Source organism: Pseudoalteromonas sp. 2CM39R (assembly GCF_023161845.1).
This window is the reverse complement of record NZ_JALNTM010000020.1, coordinates 105,071-119,987: the sequence shown is the minus strand read 5'-3', so window position 1 is coordinate 119,987 and position 14,917 is coordinate 105,071. Positions and strand designations below refer to the sequence as shown.

At 42.3% G+C, this 14,917-nt stretch carries 15 protein-coding genes and 1 riboswitch; of the genes, 7 read left to right on the top strand and 8 right to left on the bottom strand.

Annotated features, from left to right (window positions below; genetic code table 11):
• Positions 1 to 142: 142 nt before the first annotated feature.
• Complete coding sequence (locus MTF66_RS30875) at positions 143 to 568, top strand: BLUF domain-containing protein (protein WP_248529545.1); 426 nt, start codon at positions 143 to 145, stop codon at positions 566 to 568.
• Between the two features lie 15 nt (positions 569 to 583).
• On the opposite strand, the gene MTF66_RS30870 is transcribed toward MTF66_RS30875, so the two are convergent.
• On the bottom strand, positions 584 to 1,675 hold the full coding sequence (locus MTF66_RS30870) for an MBL fold metallo-hydrolase (protein ID WP_248529544.1): 1,092 nt from the start codon (positions 1,673 to 1,675) through the stop codon (positions 584 to 586).
• Positions 1,676 to 1,808: 133 nt separating this feature from the next.
• Positions 1,809 to 2,465 carry a DUF2959 domain-containing protein gene (locus MTF66_RS30865; protein ID WP_054563456.1) on the bottom strand — a complete coding sequence of 219 codons (657 nt, stop codon included), beginning with the start codon at positions 2,463 to 2,465 and terminating at the stop codon, positions 1,809 to 1,811.
• A gap of 86 nt (positions 2,466 to 2,551) precedes the next feature.
• Between MTF66_RS30865 and MTF66_RS30860 the strand changes: the two genes are divergently transcribed.
• The 3 genes from MTF66_RS30860 to dtd are packed head-to-tail and all read left to right on the top strand — an operon-like array spanning position 2,552 to position 4,828.
• A complete protein-coding gene (locus MTF66_RS30860) occupies positions 2,552 to 3,424 on the top strand; it encodes a virulence factor BrkB family protein (RefSeq protein ID WP_054563457.1) in 873 nt (290 codons plus the stop codon).
• Between the two features lie 25 nt (positions 3,425 to 3,449).
• Positions 3,450 to 4,403 (top strand): alpha/beta fold hydrolase, encoded by a 954-nt coding sequence (locus tag MTF66_RS30855; RefSeq protein ID WP_248529543.1) that lies wholly within the window; start codon positions 3,450 to 3,452, stop codon positions 4,401 to 4,403.
• A complete protein-coding gene (gene dtd, locus MTF66_RS30850; protein ID WP_058583992.1) occupies positions 4,391 to 4,828 on the top strand; it encodes a D-aminoacyl-tRNA deacylase in 438 nt (145 codons plus the stop codon). Before MTF66_RS30855 ends, dtd begins: the two co-directional genes overlap by 13 nt.
• Positions 4,829 to 5,044: 216 nt before the next feature.
• Here dtd and MTF66_RS30845 read toward each other — a convergent pair whose 3' ends face one another.
• On the bottom strand, positions 5,045 to 5,734 hold the full coding sequence (locus MTF66_RS30845; RefSeq protein WP_248529542.1) for a spermidine synthase: 690 nt from the start codon (positions 5,732 to 5,734) through the stop codon (positions 5,045 to 5,047).
• Between the two features lie 228 nt (positions 5,735 to 5,962).
• On the opposite strand from MTF66_RS30845, the gene MTF66_RS30840 reads away from it, so the two are divergent.
• Entirely contained in the window at positions 5,963 to 6,856 is an 894-nt protein-coding gene (locus tag MTF66_RS30840) for a bifunctional GNAT family N-acetyltransferase/hotdog fold thioesterase (protein ID WP_054563461.1), read from the top strand.
• Between the two features lie 70 nt (positions 6,857 to 6,926).
• Here the strand turns inward: MTF66_RS30840 and MTF66_RS30835 are convergent, their stop codons facing one another.
• From MTF66_RS30835 to dapA, 5 genes are all read right to left on the bottom strand, one after another.
• Positions 6,927 to 7,964: a phospholipase A gene (locus tag MTF66_RS30835; RefSeq protein ID WP_248529541.1), complete on the bottom strand. Its 1,038-nt coding sequence runs from the start codon at positions 7,962 to 7,964 to the stop codon at positions 6,927 to 6,929.
• 186 nt (positions 7,965 to 8,150) lie between these two features.
• Positions 8,151 to 9,269, bottom strand: a complete 1,119-nt coding sequence (locus tag MTF66_RS30830; protein ID WP_248529540.1) for a succinylglutamate desuccinylase/aspartoacylase family protein — start codon at positions 9,267 to 9,269, stop codon at positions 8,151 to 8,153.
• Between the two features lie 5 nt (positions 9,270 to 9,274).
• Positions 9,275 to 10,480: a PLP-dependent decarboxylase gene (locus MTF66_RS30825; protein ID WP_248529539.1), complete on the bottom strand. Its 1,206-nt coding sequence runs from the start codon at positions 10,478 to 10,480 to the stop codon at positions 9,275 to 9,277.
• On the bottom strand, positions 10,480 to 11,220 hold the full coding sequence (locus MTF66_RS30820) for a 2,3,4,5-tetrahydropyridine-2,6-dicarboxylate N-succinyltransferase (protein ID WP_054552405.1): 741 nt from the start codon (positions 11,218 to 11,220) through the stop codon (positions 10,480 to 10,482). The genes MTF66_RS30825 and MTF66_RS30820 overlap by 1 nt, the downstream gene beginning before the upstream one ends.
• 14 nt (positions 11,221 to 11,234) lie before the next feature.
• Complete coding sequence (dapA, locus tag MTF66_RS30815) at positions 11,235 to 12,119, bottom strand: 4-hydroxy-tetrahydrodipicolinate synthase (RefSeq protein WP_248529538.1); 885 nt, start codon at positions 12,117 to 12,119, stop codon at positions 11,235 to 11,237.
• A gap of 137 nt (positions 12,120 to 12,256) precedes the next feature.
• Positions 12,257 to 12,453: riboswitch (Lysine riboswitch) on the bottom strand.
• 183 nt (positions 12,454 to 12,636) lie between these two features.
• Here dapA and MTF66_RS30810 point away from each other — a divergent pair.
• Both MTF66_RS30810 and MTF66_RS30805 read left to right on the top strand, forming a co-directional pair.
• Positions 12,637 to 13,332 carry a DNA-3-methyladenine glycosylase I gene (locus tag MTF66_RS30810; protein ID WP_175078888.1) on the top strand — a complete coding sequence of 232 codons (696 nt, stop codon included), beginning with the start codon at positions 12,637 to 12,639 and terminating at the stop codon, positions 13,330 to 13,332.
• 8 nt (positions 13,333 to 13,340) lie between these two features.
• Positions 13,341 to 14,753: a YdiU family protein gene (locus tag MTF66_RS30805; protein WP_248529537.1), complete on the top strand. Its 1,413-nt coding sequence runs from the start codon at positions 13,341 to 13,343 to the stop codon at positions 14,751 to 14,753.
• Positions 14,754 to 14,917 lie beyond the last annotated feature (164 nt).

The window sequence follows — 14,917 nt, the reverse complement described above, 5'->3', positions numbered from 1 at the left end:
AACCACTAACCACTAACCACTAACCACTAACCACTAACCACTAACCACTAACCACTAACCACTAACCACTAACCACTCGCAACTTTTTACTAACTCCCCCATCTGTACTATCTTTTCTAAATCCAACTTGCAGGAGAGTAAGATGTATTTAGTTAGACTGATTTACACAAGTGAAATTAGCGATGGGTTTGGGCCCAATGACATCGAAGATATTCTCGAGAAAGCTAAGCAGAATAATGCAGAATGTCATGTAACTGGGCTACTTTGTTTTAATAGCTCTCACTTTATGCAATGCCTTGAGGGATCACGAAAAGCAGTTAATGATACTTATCATCGAATTCTTAATGACAAACGACACCGTAATATCATCATGCTGAATTACTGTGAAATAGTAGAGCGTGAATTTGAGAATTGGTCGATGGGATACATTCCTAATTCAAAAATGACAACTCCATTAAACTTAAAGTACTCAGGTACCAGCGAATTTAATCCATTAGCCATGTCGGCAGGAAGCGCCCATAAACTTATGTTGGCTTTACGGGACTCATTGCTTAAACATACTATGTAGGGCTTGTAAGTGTCACTACAGTGACACTTGCTCACCTTCATTCAATATGTAAAGAGGAACTTGGCTGTTCATCTGTTTTTGCATATGCAGTAATCTTAATAATGCCGAGTGGCTTGAATGGTCGCCCATTTGCCAGCTTGAGTTGCCATAACCCCATGGGATCATCACTTTACAGTTTAGCTCCTCTGCGGCGTTTAAGCTGTCTTCTGGCGTTGTATGAACATAGCGATACCACTTACCGTTTTCTTCATGGTAATAAGAAGCGATAGGCATTAAACATACATCAATCTCGCCGTATTTTTGATTAATATCTTGGAAGTGTTTTGAGTAACCGGTATCACCAGCAAAAAACAAGGTTCTACCATTTTGCTCAAGTAACCAACCATTCCATAAATCTTTATTGTGGTCGTCGTAAATGAAAGGCACCATTATACGACTGCTAAAATGATGAGCTGGCAGTGCATGAATTGTTAAATCATTAATTTGTGTACTTGCGTACCACGCCATCTCGGAAATATTAAAGCCACCCGTCGGGAAGTTATTTGCAAACCCTAATGGCACTAAGTAGCGGGGGGTGTTGCCAATCTCTTCTATATCCGCCTTGTTAAAATGGTCATAGTGAATGTGTGAGTACATCACTGCATCTAAGCCATTAAGTTCAGCTTGTGATGGCCAAAAACCAGGTTTGCGATAAATGCCCCCTGCAAGCTTAAAGGCAAAGTCTACCGGTGAATCAAACTGATCTTTAACAGGGTCAAACAACAGCTGCTCACCATTTGGTGATTGAATATAAAACCCAGCATGACCTAACCAGCGCACCGTAAAGCCTGAGTTGATTGCAGGCACATGTTGTTCTGCGTGAAACTCGCATTGTGAGCTGCTGTCGTCGCACACAAGGAGTTCTGACGCTTCATAACAATTGTCAGTGCAGGTAGTTGGGTATTCTTTATCACCCGGGTAAAGGTTGTGGTAGCGACCTTCGTACTCACCCTCTGTTTTTAACGGAGTGATAGTGCCTTCACCGGCAATAACATTAACAGTGTTCGAATTACTGCATGCACTTAAAAGTGCTGCTGCAATAAGTGTTGAGAGTGTTTTTAAATGCATACCATGCTTACTTTTTATTCTTTGCAGTGAGTTTAGCAAAATAAAATTTAAGATAAATCATTAAAAAGTAACAAGAGGTTACATAAAAAAGCCTACGTTTAAGTAGGCTTTTGTTATTAATAGCTTGAGCTGATTAGCCCGCTTTGTTCATTTGCTCAATGAACTTATTAGAGTCTTCAATTGATTTGTTCATGTCGTCCATTAACACTTTTATATCGCGTTTTAGGCTTGTGAATTCACCTTTGATTGCAGTTACAGCTTGTGCGTTTAGATTATGTTTTAAGTACAAAACATTATCATGAAGTGATGATAATACCGGCTCCATTTTGCTTTCTGCGCTGCGCATTGAACGAAGTAGTTGATCAAATTGGCGCTTAGTTGCATTGAGCTTTTTGCTGCTTTCACGTTTAAGAGAGGCGCTTTTGTATTGCTCTAGCTCATCGGCCCATTCATCAAATAGCGCTTCAGCTACATCTTCTACTTTATTGATGTTGCTTGTTACGTCGTTTGCTGCCGCTAAGCTCGACTCGTAATCATCATTCAGTTGATTGTAGGCATCTTGTAGTTCACCACCATCAAAATTGATAAGCGTAGTTAATCTGTCTAATGCTGATTGAAACTCTTCTTGCGACTCTTGCTGTGCTTCTTTAGTTTCTTCTACGCGGTCTACTAAAATATCGCGCTTATGCACACCTACAGATTCCATGGCTGAGTAGTAAGCTGACTGACAGCCTGATAATGCCATTGTTACTGCAAATAGTGGTGCACTTAAAAGTGTCAGTTTTTTCATTGAGAATCCTTTTTAGGTACCTGTCATTTCAAATTATGTGGTGGATTGCTATGATTATCAAAACATTTTAGCAGAAATTAGATTCTATGGATGAGAAGCTCAGTCGATATAAGTTGCAATTAAGCACTTTTTTAAAGCAACAACCTACTTGGTGGATGCAGTATCTTAATCGTTGTATTGACGATCAAATCACTGTTAATGCTGGGTACTTGGCTTATGTAACCCTATTATCAATCGTGCCTTTAGTGGCGGTTGGTGTGGCTATTTTTTCTGCTTTCCCAGGATTCGAAAGCACGTTAGTGACTATAGAAAATTTCTTGTTTACTAATCTTGTGCCGACCTCTACAGATGTAATTAAAGAGCATATCAGTGCTTTTGCCGGTAATGCGAATAAAATGACTGCCGTTGGTGTGGGTTTTTTAGCGGCGGTATCTTTGTTACTTATTCGCAATGTCGATGCTACATTAAATCGAATTTGGCGTATTAAGAAAAAGCGTCCAATGATGATTTCGTTTGCCGTTTATTGGATGGTGCTTAGCCTAGGCCCTGTGTTATTAGGGGCTAGTATTGGTGTTACTTCATACATCGTGTCGTTAGTGTCGTTTGCCGATCAAGGTATCCCCGGCTTTAGCGGCTTTTTATTGAAATTATTACCTTACATAATTTCAATGATTGGCTTCATAATGCTCTATACTTTAGTTCCTAACACACGAGTTCCATTTAGAGCGGCAATTCCGGGCGCTTTGTTTGCAGCTATGTTGTTTGAGCTGACAAAAAAAGGCTTTGCTTTGTACATCAGCCACTTCCCATCATACGAAGTTATTTATGGGGCGTTGGCGACAATCCCTATTTTATTTGTATGGGTGTATTTGTCGTGGATTGTCGTATTACTCGGTGCAGAATTTACTGTATGTATCAGCCCTGAGAATATCGAGGATACGCCTGATATAGAGGTTTAAATTCACTGCACCTAAGGAGAGCGAGGTGCAGTTACATCCACAATATGTTGCCAACCGTGATTATCACTTGAGTGTTGGTGATGGTCATCAAATCCATGTGCAAGAATATGGTGCATCTACAGGGATTGCTGTGGTGTTATGCCATGGCGGGCCTGGTGCGGGTCTATGCCCTGAAAATTGCCGCTTTTTCGACTTAGAACGTTTTCGAGTGATCATGTTCAGTCAGCGCGGTTGCGGTCAGTCAACACCCCATGATAGTTCAACCAATACCACCTCAGAATTAGTTGCCGATCTCGAGTATTTACGCCAGCAACTGGGTATTGAAAAGTGGCTGGTGTGTGGTGAGTCATGGGGGGCCACTTTGGCACTTGTCTATGCTATTCATCACCAAGAGCATGTTGCAGGGCTTATTTTACGGGCTAGCTTTTTAGCTTGTAACAGTGACTTCGAGTGGCTTTACACAACAAAAGGAGCTGGCGCGCATTTTTACCCTGAGTGCTTTAATGAATTTGCACATGATTACACTGATTGGCGTGCCTTACTCGACTTTTATCAGCAGCAACTAAACAATGATGATCAAATTAAAGCCAGTAAATTTGCCAAGTTATGGTGCCATTGGGAGCAGGTGCTATGTCATGGTGAGCCTTTGACAAACTGGAGTTTACAGGAGCCCCATGTCGGGTTAAATCAAGCAAAGTTAATGGTGCATTATTTTCGTCATCACTGTTTCATTGAAGAAGGCTTTATCGCAGAAAATACACATCTACTGACTCATTTACCTATTTGGTTTATTCATGGCCGCGCCGATTTGATCTGTCGATATAGTGCCGTACAGCTGCTTGCTGAACAGTTAAATGCACAATTATTGATTTTAGATGGCATTGGGCACAGCAGCGATAATCAGGTATATTTGGCGGCAATGCGACGTGCCGCAGATTTAATGTATATCAAGTTATCGAGGGATCAATGCAAGGCTTAATTCAAAGAGTAAAACAAGCAAAAGTAGAAGTGGCAGGCGAAGTAGTTGGTGAAATTTCACAAGGTATTTTGCTGCTATTAGGTGTTGAAAAACAGGACACCGAGCAAAGCGTCCAGAAGCTTTTACACAAAGTCAGCAATTACCGCATTTTTACCGATGAACAAGGAAAGATGAACTTAAGTTTGAATGATATCAAAGGTGAGCTTTTAGTGGTTTCGCAGTTTACGTTAGCAGCCGACACTAAAAAGGGTATGCGTCCGAGCTTTTCAAGTGCTGGCACGCCAGAACAAGCCAATACGCTCTATGAGTATTTTATTGCTGAGGCTAAAAAAGCTGGCTTAACAGTGGCTACAGGTCAGTTTGGTGCTGATATGCAAGTAAGCCTATGTAACGATGGTCCCGTTACTTTTAATTTATCTGTGTAATACCAACCCGCAATAATACTTAATCATTTTGAGGGATTAAACCTGTCGCTAACTGCGTTAAAAATCTCTCATTTACGACTGCATGGATGCAGGAGGTAGAGCAATGCAGGAGCAATTGCCGAGAACAACTAAATAACGAAATTTTTGCCTTGTTATCAACGAGGTTTTATTGCCTCAAAATAGACTGCTTAATTAAGCGGATTGGTATAAGTATTTTTATTTTTTGATCATCACGATGTGATTCACGTAGTCGGGGATTTTTACAATGCTTGGGCGCTTGCCAAACTCGGTGATTAGCAGGTGCTCAAGTTGTTTTAGTTGCGATGGGTGATTAGATAAAAAATTAATGAACAACAAGCCATCTTTTGCCATCGCTGCTCTTAGTTTGGTGTAAAACTGGTGCTTGTATAAAAATAATGGCGCATCTACCTCACTGAATAAATCTAGGATAATCCAATTGTATTCGTTGTTTTGCTCTAATACTTGCTGCGCATCAAAACAGTGCAGGTTATTGGCATGGTCGCCACCAAAATAGCGTTTATAGCAGTGAATTATGTCGGGGTTTTTATCAACCGATGTCAGTTGGCTGTCAGGGTAGGTGTACTGTAAGTAATTACGAATAGCACCACCGCCTAGCCCTAGTTCTAAAATCTTTTTAGGTTCCTCTAAGTCTTGCCAAAGCTTTGCAAGGTATTGTAAATGCGGGAAAAGTAATCTGGCAGGTCGGCGTTTTTCAATGACCGATTGCAGAGTTTCGTTGATCAGTAACCAGCGTAATTGGTTAAGTTGCCTAACTTGAATACTGTAATTGCCTTGTTTATGCCAATAGATGAGTTGCCCTAATCGGTGGCAGTCCTCAATAAAACTATGTTTTACTGCGCCACTGGGTTCAAGAAAATGTTCCATATTTCGGGCCTTTAGCTATTTATTTATTAAAATAATACAATTATTTCAGCATAGACCAGCAGGCTTAAAGTGCAATTGTGCATTAGTTTTTACAGCCAAGAATAATAATTTAGGCTGGGTCACCAAAGTATTATTCCAACTTGTTAGAAGATCGCGTATCGTAATTCGCATTCCAAAGGCCATGACAGAAAAACAACAGACAGTGGCTGAATTATCACAGGAGTTTTTATGTTTAAAGTGACCACCCCACAAAGCAGCGAAGATTGGCAAGCGTATTATTCATTACGTTGGCAGGTTTTAAGAGCACCTTGGGGCGAGCCGCGTGGTTCTGAGCAAGATGACTTAGAGCAAGACGCTGAGCACCGCTTTATCAAAAATAATGACGGCGAAGTATTAGGTGTAGCTCGCCTGCATTTTAATAATCATCAGCAAGCGCAAGTTCGTTATATGGCGGTCGCTGAAGGTAATCGTAACCAGCATATTGGTAGCCGTTTATTACATGAATTAGAAAAAATCGCATGGACTCAAGATGCTGACGAGCTGGTTTTGTTTGCTCGTGAGCGAGCTCTTGATTTCTATAAGCGTCATGGCTACGAATTAAAAGAAAAAGCGCACCTTGCTTATGACGATGTACAGCATTGGAAAATGGTAAAGCAAAAACCATCTGAGCCGGGTTGGTTCCGTCATCCAAATTGGACACAAGTACTGCAAAACACGTGGCGTGAGTCGATCCCAATCAGTGATGCGATGGGCATTAAAGTTGAAAGCTATACCGATTGGCAGTTTACTACCCGCGCTGATTTAGATGCGAACTTAAACCTTCATAACACTATGTTTGCGGGTTCAATTTATAGTTTAGCAACCTTAACAGGGTGGGGTGCAACTTACCTAGCGCTGAAAGAAGCAGGCCTTGAAGGAAATATCGTGTTAGCTGATGCGAACATTAAATACCTTAAACCACTCAATAACGACCCTCGTGGTAGTGTTGAGCTGGCTGGTTGTAAAGGCAAGTTAGCTGATTTAGAAGACAGTGGTAAAGCAAGCTACCATGTGCCAGTAAATGTATACGATGGTGATGTGTTAGTAGCAGAATTCGAAGGTCACTTCATCGTTAAAAAATAACGACTATTTAGAGCGAGCTAACTAAAGCTCGCTCTTTATTACAGTTAAAGCAAGTCAGTTAATACTGCAGTTAAAGTAAGTCAGTTAATAGAATACCCACACCAAAACGTTCAATATCGGCGTTGTAATCAATCAAGCTCTCACCATAACCATTAAAATATTGTGCGTAGCCACGTAATCGGCCCCAAAGAGGGAAAGACCAATCTAATTGGATTGCGCCACGGTTATCTGAATTTAAGTTATTACGGGTCATAAAGCTAAATTCATGCTCGTTGTAACGGTATGCACCTGAAAACTCAAAGTAACCCATGTATTTGTAGATATCAGGATTATCATCGCCACGGGCTTCTAGCTCATCGTCTTTTTTATCTTCAGGAATGCGGTACCAAGGCTTAAAGCTAAAAACAAAGCCATCTTTTTCCCATAGGAAATCGGCATAGATACGGTTCCACGAACGTGAATTAGGTTGGCTGCGGCCATTCGATTGATGTGAGGCACCAATTGCAATTGCCATTTCATCGCCCCAAAGCACATGCTCAGGATCAAGGTAGTTCACCCAGAAGATCTCTGGTTCGTAATTTGTTTCACGAAATGGTGATGAAATATCTTTGTTGTAAAACTGCCAAAACGATTGCATGGTAAACGCAAAGAATACGCCCTGATCTTCATCTGAAAAGCCTTCGAAGATAGGCACTTTTATTGAAAGTTGATATTTCACTTCAAGATTATCAAGTGGTTCGCCATCAGTTTGCTCAGCAAGATCTTTTAAACCATCAAAAGGGCGCTCATTCGGGTTAGATACGTATGAAAGCGGTAATATGTAGTTACGCTTATGTGGGGTGATCACATTACGGTTTTTCTTGCTCACTTCTTCGCGGGCTTTACGCTTGTCTAAAGCGGTGAGCTTTTTACTCTCGTCTAAGTCTGAGCATTTCTTACGAAGTTCTTCGAGTGTTTGTTTACCGTCACCGCCAATCGCTTCGTTCAAAATACACTGCTTTACGAGTTCTAGCGCGTCGTCTTGTTCGTTAGTTTGTGGTTGTTCAGTTTGAGCAAATACAGGTACAGAAAATAAACCAGCTGCTGCCAGCCAAATGCGCCATCCCATTGCAGTTCCCTTTCAGTAGACTTTTAAGTAGATATAATTATAACGATTTTTACATAAGTAACCGTGAACTTGTACTGAATTGTTGAAATTTTAGGTAAATAGAGAGCCCCAAGCTAAGCTTGGAGCCCTGCTGTAACGGCCTAAGGGCATAAGCCGTTGACTCTCACGCAATGAGAAGGTGTGAGCTTATAGCTCAAATACGTTGGTAAAAAACTTATAAAGTTCGGTGCCTTGATTCACGCTTGCTGAAGCAAAATGCAAAATAGCAATGGCGTCTTTATCAAAGCTTAATGTTTGTAGCGGTTGCTCAGAAAGGTAGCGCTCCATTCTTAAAATACGGGCAATGGGCTCGCCAGCTTTAATATGCCCGCCCAGTGGGGCAAGGTATTCAACCATGCCACCCATAGGTGCATAGTAAGCTACATAATCTTCAAGCATGCAGGCATAGCGTATCATCGCTTTTGGTTGATACGCTGCATCAACTAATACCTCTTTGTGATTGAGGTAACTTAAAATGCTATTTGCATCTTCAAGAGCCGCACTTAAATCGATTTTTTCTTGGCTACCTAGCTCAACGGTGAATGCTTCTACTTGAACAGCAAACTCTCGGCCTTGTTTGCCAAGCTCTTCAGATAGTGACCACCATGGACAAAAACTTGCTTCATCCATCGCGCCATCAAAATCACTTGGGATCAATAACACATGCTCGATGTTGAAGTAACTTGCGCTGTCTTTGGCGTATTCAGGGCAATATAAGTGCTTACTTGAGATAGGCCCAGTGTGAAGGTCTAAAACAATATCAGCCTGATGGGCAAGCTTTTGCAAGTTAAGGGCAATACGCTTACCCGTTGTTAGGCTGTAATCAGGACCCGTTAATTGACTATCGATGTCAGCAACGAGTGCCCGTTTAAACGCAGCTTTAAGGGTCGCATCATCACTGTCTTTATGCTGTTCAGCAATCTGTGACGGTAACGCTTTATTAAAGCGGTACATGCGGTTCCAGTTGGTGCCCGTGATTGGATCGAAGCGACCTAAAGTAAACTCACCTGATTTTTGGTTGCAACCAATAGGGTTAGCATAAGGAACTAGGGTAATATCGCCACGCAGCTTGAGTGATTTTAGCTGCTCAAGCAATTGATAAATTACTGCATTACCTTGTACTTCAGCGCCGTGCATATTTGCTTGTATATACACGTTTGGTCCCGTGCCATTGCCTTTTAAGCGATACACTGGGATTGTTAGAGGTAGGCCGTTGGCAATCTCGCCAACCACAATATTCTCTTGGCTGATTAACTCTTTACTCATGGCAATTACCTTAAATAATAGCTGGCATCTTCAGCGCTACGAATGCACTCAATATTGCCTTGTTCAAGGATGTATTCAGCCGCTAATTCGTGACATAAAAAGTACGGCATACTTTCGGTAAAGCCGTAAGCGCCACATTGGCTGAATACCAACCAGTCTTGCTCATTTAAATCGCTCGCTAATTGGTGCTCACCTAAGCAATCAAGGGCGGTGCAAAGTGGTCCGTATAAAGTCATTGCCGCAGGCTCAGCCGTCGATTCGCGTAGTAAGGCCGCTGGAAAATCTTGGCTTGTCACAGCTGGGCGAAGTAAATGGTTAATGCCGCCTGATAAAATCACCTGTTGTTGATTGTAATTCTCTTTGCGCTCAACAACCGGTGTTGCGTAATGGCCGCATTCGCCCACCGCATAGCGGCCAAGTTCCATCCAAAGCTCTTTGACACCAGCATCCGCTTTAATACCCGCCAGAGTCTCGATAAGTGCAGACCAATCGAGTCGGTTAGCATCTTGAGTATAAGGAATGCCTAAGCCACCCCCTAAATCGAGAATATTAAGGTTAATATTTATTGAGCTTGCTAGCTGTTGTAATGGTGCAATCATCGCACGCCATAGCTCGGCGAGCTTGTCAGTACTTAGCATATTGCCCCATTGGAAAATATGCAGGCCATCAAAGTTAAGAGCTGGGTAATCACTTACAGTGAGTGCTTGCCACTCATCACAGCCCAAACCAAAAGGAGTAAGGCTATCGCCACCAAGAGGGTTCTTTTCGCTGTCTGGCCAACGAAGTTGAACACGCAATAGAACTTGCAGCTGACAATTTGCTTTTGTTGCTTGTTCGTTTAACCAGCGCACTTGGTTAATGCTCTCGGCCACGAAGGTACGCACGCCGCGAGCAATAAAATGTGAAATTTGTTTAGGGCTTTTTGCAGGCCCTGTGTTGAGCACGCGCTCGCTATCGATGCCTTGAGCAAGTACTTGCTCAAGTTCACCTTTACTTGCAACATCAAAGTTAAACCCTGCGCTGTCTAAACATTGAATAATGCGAGACAGTGGGTTGGCCTTAACGGCATACCAAAGTTTCACATCGGTTTGCGCAGTCAGTTGATTTAAATGTGCAGTTAATTTATCTAAATCATAGATAAAAAATGGCGTATCAAGATGTGTTGAAACTTGTTCAACCGCTTGCTTGATGGGCGTGCTCAAAAAGCTCATTAACGTAAAACCTCTTCTAACAGTAATGATGCATCGCTTTGTTCATCACGGTATTTCACGATCAATGCACAAGACATGCTTAGACCTTGCTCGCGAGCCCATGCATTTGAAGCAGGGCGAGAGCCTGGGATCACAATCGCGTTTTCTGGGATGGCTTCACCTTTGTCTAGCTGGCGTTCGTTAACGCAATCGTAGACAGGAATAGTTGCAGATAAACGAACACCTGGCGCAAGTACAGCACCTTTTTTCACAACCACACCTTCAACAATAACGCAGCCTGCGCCGATGAATGCGTCGTCTTCAATAACCACAGGGCTAGCACCAATTGGCTCTAGTACACCACCTAATTGTACTGCTGCACTGAGGTGAACATTTTTACCCACTTGTGCGCATGAACCCACTAATGCGTGGCTGTCGACCATAGTGCCTTCGTCGATGAACGCGCCAATATTTACATACGCTGGTGGCATGATAATCGTGCCTTTGGCAACATGTGCGCCACGGCGAACACTGCTACCACCAGGTACCATACGCACGCCAGCATCTGCTGCAAAGCCTTGTGGTGCTAAGTTGTGCTTATCAACAAATCCACCTGGGAACTCGGTATTTGTGCCATTTTTAAAGGCTTCTAAAATGCCTTGTTTAACTTCAACATTGGCGTGCCAGTTGCCGTTCTCGTCTTGTGTTGCTGCGCGAACTGCGCCTGATTCTAAGTTGTTTAATAATTCTAACCAGCTCATGATAAAACCTGTTTTTAGTTCCAAGATAAAATTGTGTTGTTTGCGTGGGTGATGCTGTCTGTTTGCTCAAGCTCTAAATGCGTAAGCGGTGGACGTAAATGCGGGGTATTTATTTTACCTTGCAGGTGCATCAGTACTTTTACGGGGATTGGGTTTGCCACAGCGAATAAACTTTGGATTGCTTGCGACCAATCGGTGAATAGATTTGGGTATTGACCACTTAAACTGCGTTTAACAAACTCATGGGTTTGACTCGGCCAAGCATTCGCGGCAACCGAAACTAAACCTTTTGCTCCTGCTTGAGCAAAATACGGCATAAGAGCATCATCGCCACTAAATATGGCAAGTGTAGGTGATGCCGTTCTAAAGCCTTCAAATTTGCTAATGTCGCCACTGGCTTCTTTTAAAGCCCAAAGATTTTTGTGTTCAGCAAGGTTTTTGATCACCTGCGGTGAAATCTCAACTGCGCTGCGTCCTGGTACGTTATACAACATACAAGGGTGGTTACTTGCGTCTAGTAGGCTTTCAAACCAATGTGTTTGGCCAACAACCCCAGGTTTTGCATACAGAGGTGAACCTAACAGGTAGCCATGAATAGGTAGTTGGTTGCAGTATTCAACCCAAGCAACTTGTTGTTTGAGGTTCATGCCACCCACAGCAACCATAAGTGGTACAGTCGGTGCTAATTGGCAAACATGCTCAACAATGGCTTGTTGCTCTTTGAGTGAAAGCGCCAGTCCTTCACCGGTACTGCCAAGCAGTAAAATGCCGTTATTTGCATCTTGCTGCTCCGCAACCAGTTGTTCAAGGGTCGTGTAATCGACCTCGCCAGATTCAGAAAATGGCGTGACAAGCGCTGTCCATAATGGATAGTCGTTTAAATCAAAATTGTTGATCATCTCTCACGAACTTATAAGGTATTCGAAGAGTTTATGCGGGAACATTTGAATGGAGCCGCATGTCGTCGTTCGAACAAGGTATAATTCGAAGAGCGAATGGGCTTAAAATAATAAAGACGCGACGGCCTCATTATACTAAGACCAGAAGCTCTCCACCAAACTAATCAATAGCGCTTTGCTATTGTTGGTGACAGTCGCTGGGATTCAGCCCAGTCGCCCGAAATAAGCACCTCACAAACGGTGTTACTTCTCGGCGTTAATTCCCCTTACGTATGATCAACAGAGTCTGTGCTCTTCCCATACGCTACCTGAATAACGCACCTCTTCCAGCCCTTTATGCTCGCTTTAAAGGTTAAAGCCAACATAGTTAAATAGGGTATTGGCGGCGATTAAAGCATTTTAGCCATCTAGGTGTCAAGGCGAAGGATTTGTTTTTTAGTGACCGATTTTGCAACATGGTTACGTATAAGCGTGTTTTTACGTACACTTAGCGTTAACCAAATAAATTGGAAAAATGATGGAAAAATTTAACGATATTTATCAGCGAGCCGTATCTCGAAAAGGCAGCGAAGAAATGCTGCATGCATTGTTATCAAACCCGCTCGATGATACTGATATTGCCAAAATGCATGACGATTTATGGTTAGAAGAGTTCACGCGTAAAGTCTTTCAAAGCGGTTTTTATTGGTCTGTTATCAATAATAAATGGGCTGGTTTTCGTGATGTGTTTTGGGATTTTAGCGTAGAAAAATTGTTGATGATGCCGCCAGATATGCTTGAGCAAAAAGCCAGTGATGAGCGAATTGTTCGTAATTTTAAAAAAGTACAAACGATCCCAGAAAATGCGTACATGATCCACGAAGTTGCCGAGAAACATGGCAGTTTTAGCCAATTTATTGCAGATTGGCCAACTGACAATATTATTGGTTTGTGGGCCTATCTTAAAAAGCATGGTGCGCGTTTAGGGGGAAATACTGGCCCGTACGCTTTGCGAGCGCTTGGTAAAGATACCTTTTTGCTTTCTCGCGATGTAGAAGCCTACTTGCGTGCCCATGAGTTGATTGATGGCGGCTTACAAACTAAAAAGTCATTACAAGCAGCACAAGATTTTTTCAATGAATTACAACAGCAAAGCGGTTACAGCTTGCAGGCATTAAGCCAACTAGTGGCCTATGGTGTAGGCGATAATCGCGTAGGTGTTGCAACACCTTAAGGACAGTTATGAAACTGCAAACCCGATACACAGATATTAGTGAGCTGCTTGCTATTAAAGATATGCCTAGCGCCGTTGCTAAGCCGCAATTACTGCTATTCAATGACAAGCTCGCTGATAATTTTGCGATTAACCACGACAGCGAATTTTTAGCTAAATTTCTATCTGGTTCAACAATAGATAAAGATGTTGCACCGGTTGCACTTGGTTACTCAGGTCATCAATTTGGTCATTTTTCACCGCGCCTTGGTGATGGCAGAGCGCATTTGCTTGGTGCTATTGCAGATCAAAATGGCACCCTGTGGGACTTACAGCTAAAAGGCGCAGGAGCAACTGTATTCTCTCGTGGTGGTGATGGTCGCTGTGCAATTGGTCCGGCTGTACGTGAGTACATCATGAGTGAGGCACTTCATGCGCTTGGTATCGCGACTACGCGTTGTTTAGCTGTAGTTACAACTGGCGAAACGGTATATCGCCAGCCACCTCGCCCGGGTGCAGTTGTCACTCGTTTAGCTAAAAGTCATATCCGTGTTGGCTCATTTCAATACTTAGCTACACAAGGTGATATAGAAGGGCTAGAAAAGCTCGTTGATTACGCAGTTGATTGCCACTTTCCTGACATCAGCAGTAATGGTGAGCAGCGTTATATTGAATTTTTAACCGCCGTGTTAGATAAGCAAATAGAGCTCGTTATCAGCTGGATGCGAATTGGCTTTATACATGGCGTTATGAATACAGATAATACCTTGATTAGTGGTGAAACCATTGACTATGGCCCCTGCGCGATGATGAATCAGTTTGACTTAGACACGGTGTTTAGTTCGATTGACCATCAAGGGCGCTATGCATTTGGTAATCAGCCGAACATTGCCAATTGGAATATTGCGCGTTTAGCTGAAAGCTTAATCCCTTTATTTGCTGATCAAGATGCTGCCGTTGAGCAACTCTCACCGGTTGTGAATGGTTTTGCTGCTAAATTTAATGATGCATTTAATGTTATGTGGCTGCAGAAATTAGGCTTAGCTGGTCAGCAAGAAGGCGATCATGCTTTAGTTTCAGAGTTACTGGGGTTAATGAAGCAACACCAACTTGACTACACCAACACTTTCAATGCACTTACTGAATCTTTAGTGAAAGACTTTGTTATAGATTCTAATTTAAAAGAATGGGTTTCAAAATGGAGGCTCAGAACATCAGCTGAAAGTTACAGCACAATGCGAGCTGTTAATCCTGCAGTCATTCCCCGTAATCATAATATTGAAATGATCTTGGCTGAGTATGAAAAGGCAGGATCTAGTTCATCAATCAATGAGTTTTTAAAAGTTATTCAAAAACCATATGAGTATGAGGAAGAATTTGCGGCATGGTATCAACCTCCGAAGGAAGGTGATTGTAATTACCAAACTTTTTGTGGTACTTAAGGGTTAATCTTTATGGTTGATAACAATTGTAAATGCTCATTTTTTTAAATCTGAGTGTTCGTTGATTGAGCAAGTTAGCTGCCAGTGTTATGATTTATATCAATAAAATAGCACTAAAGTTTTGCTTTTTAACGAAAATTTACAAATAAAGTTGCTTTCAACTT

What these genes read in the sequence shown, in the direction of transcription:
- MTF66_RS30875 (WP_248529545.1), top strand. Translation starts at nt 143, where the DNA reads ATGTATTTAGTTAGACTGATTTACACAAGTGAAATTAGCGATGGGTTT.
- MTF66_RS30870 (WP_248529544.1), bottom strand. Translation starts at nt 1,675, where the DNA reads ATGCATTTAAAAACACTCTCAACACTTATTGCAGCAGCACTTTTAAGT.
- MTF66_RS30865 (WP_054563456.1), bottom strand. Translation starts at nt 2,465, where the DNA reads ATGAAAAAACTGACACTTTTAAGTGCACCACTATTTGCAGTAACAATG.
- MTF66_RS30860 (WP_054563457.1), top strand. Translation starts at nt 2,552, where the DNA reads ATGGATGAGAAGCTCAGTCGATATAAGTTGCAATTAAGCACTTTTTTA.
- dtd (WP_058583992.1), top strand. Translation starts at nt 4,391, where the DNA reads ATGCAAGGCTTAATTCAAAGAGTAAAACAAGCAAAAGTAGAAGTGGCA.
- MTF66_RS30845 (WP_248529542.1), bottom strand. Translation starts at nt 5,734, where the DNA reads ATGGAACATTTTCTTGAACCCAGTGGCGCAGTAAAACATAGTTTTATT.
- MTF66_RS30840 (WP_054563461.1), top strand. Translation starts at nt 5,963, where the DNA reads ATGTTTAAAGTGACCACCCCACAAAGCAGCGAAGATTGGCAAGCGTAT.
- MTF66_RS30835 (WP_248529541.1), bottom strand. Translation starts at nt 7,964, where the DNA reads ATGGGATGGCGCATTTGGCTGGCAGCAGCTGGTTTATTTTCTGTACCT.
- MTF66_RS30830 (WP_248529540.1), bottom strand. Translation starts at nt 9,269, where the DNA reads ATGAGTAAAGAGTTAATCAGCCAAGAGAATATTGTGGTTGGCGAGATT.
- MTF66_RS30825 (WP_248529539.1), bottom strand. Translation starts at nt 10,480, where the DNA reads ATGAGCTTTTTGAGCACGCCCATCAAGCAAGCGGTTGAACAAGTTTCA.
- MTF66_RS30820 (WP_054552405.1), bottom strand. Translation starts at nt 11,220, where the DNA reads ATGAGCTGGTTAGAATTATTAAACAACTTAGAATCAGGCGCAGTTCGC.
- dapA (WP_248529538.1), bottom strand. Translation starts at nt 12,119, where the DNA reads ATGATCAACAATTTTGATTTAAACGACTATCCATTATGGACAGCGCTT.
- MTF66_RS30810 (WP_175078888.1), top strand. Translation starts at nt 12,637, where the DNA reads ATGGAAAAATTTAACGATATTTATCAGCGAGCCGTATCTCGAAAAGGC.
- MTF66_RS30805 (WP_248529537.1), top strand. Translation starts at nt 13,341, where the DNA reads ATGAAACTGCAAACCCGATACACAGATATTAGTGAGCTGCTTGCTATT.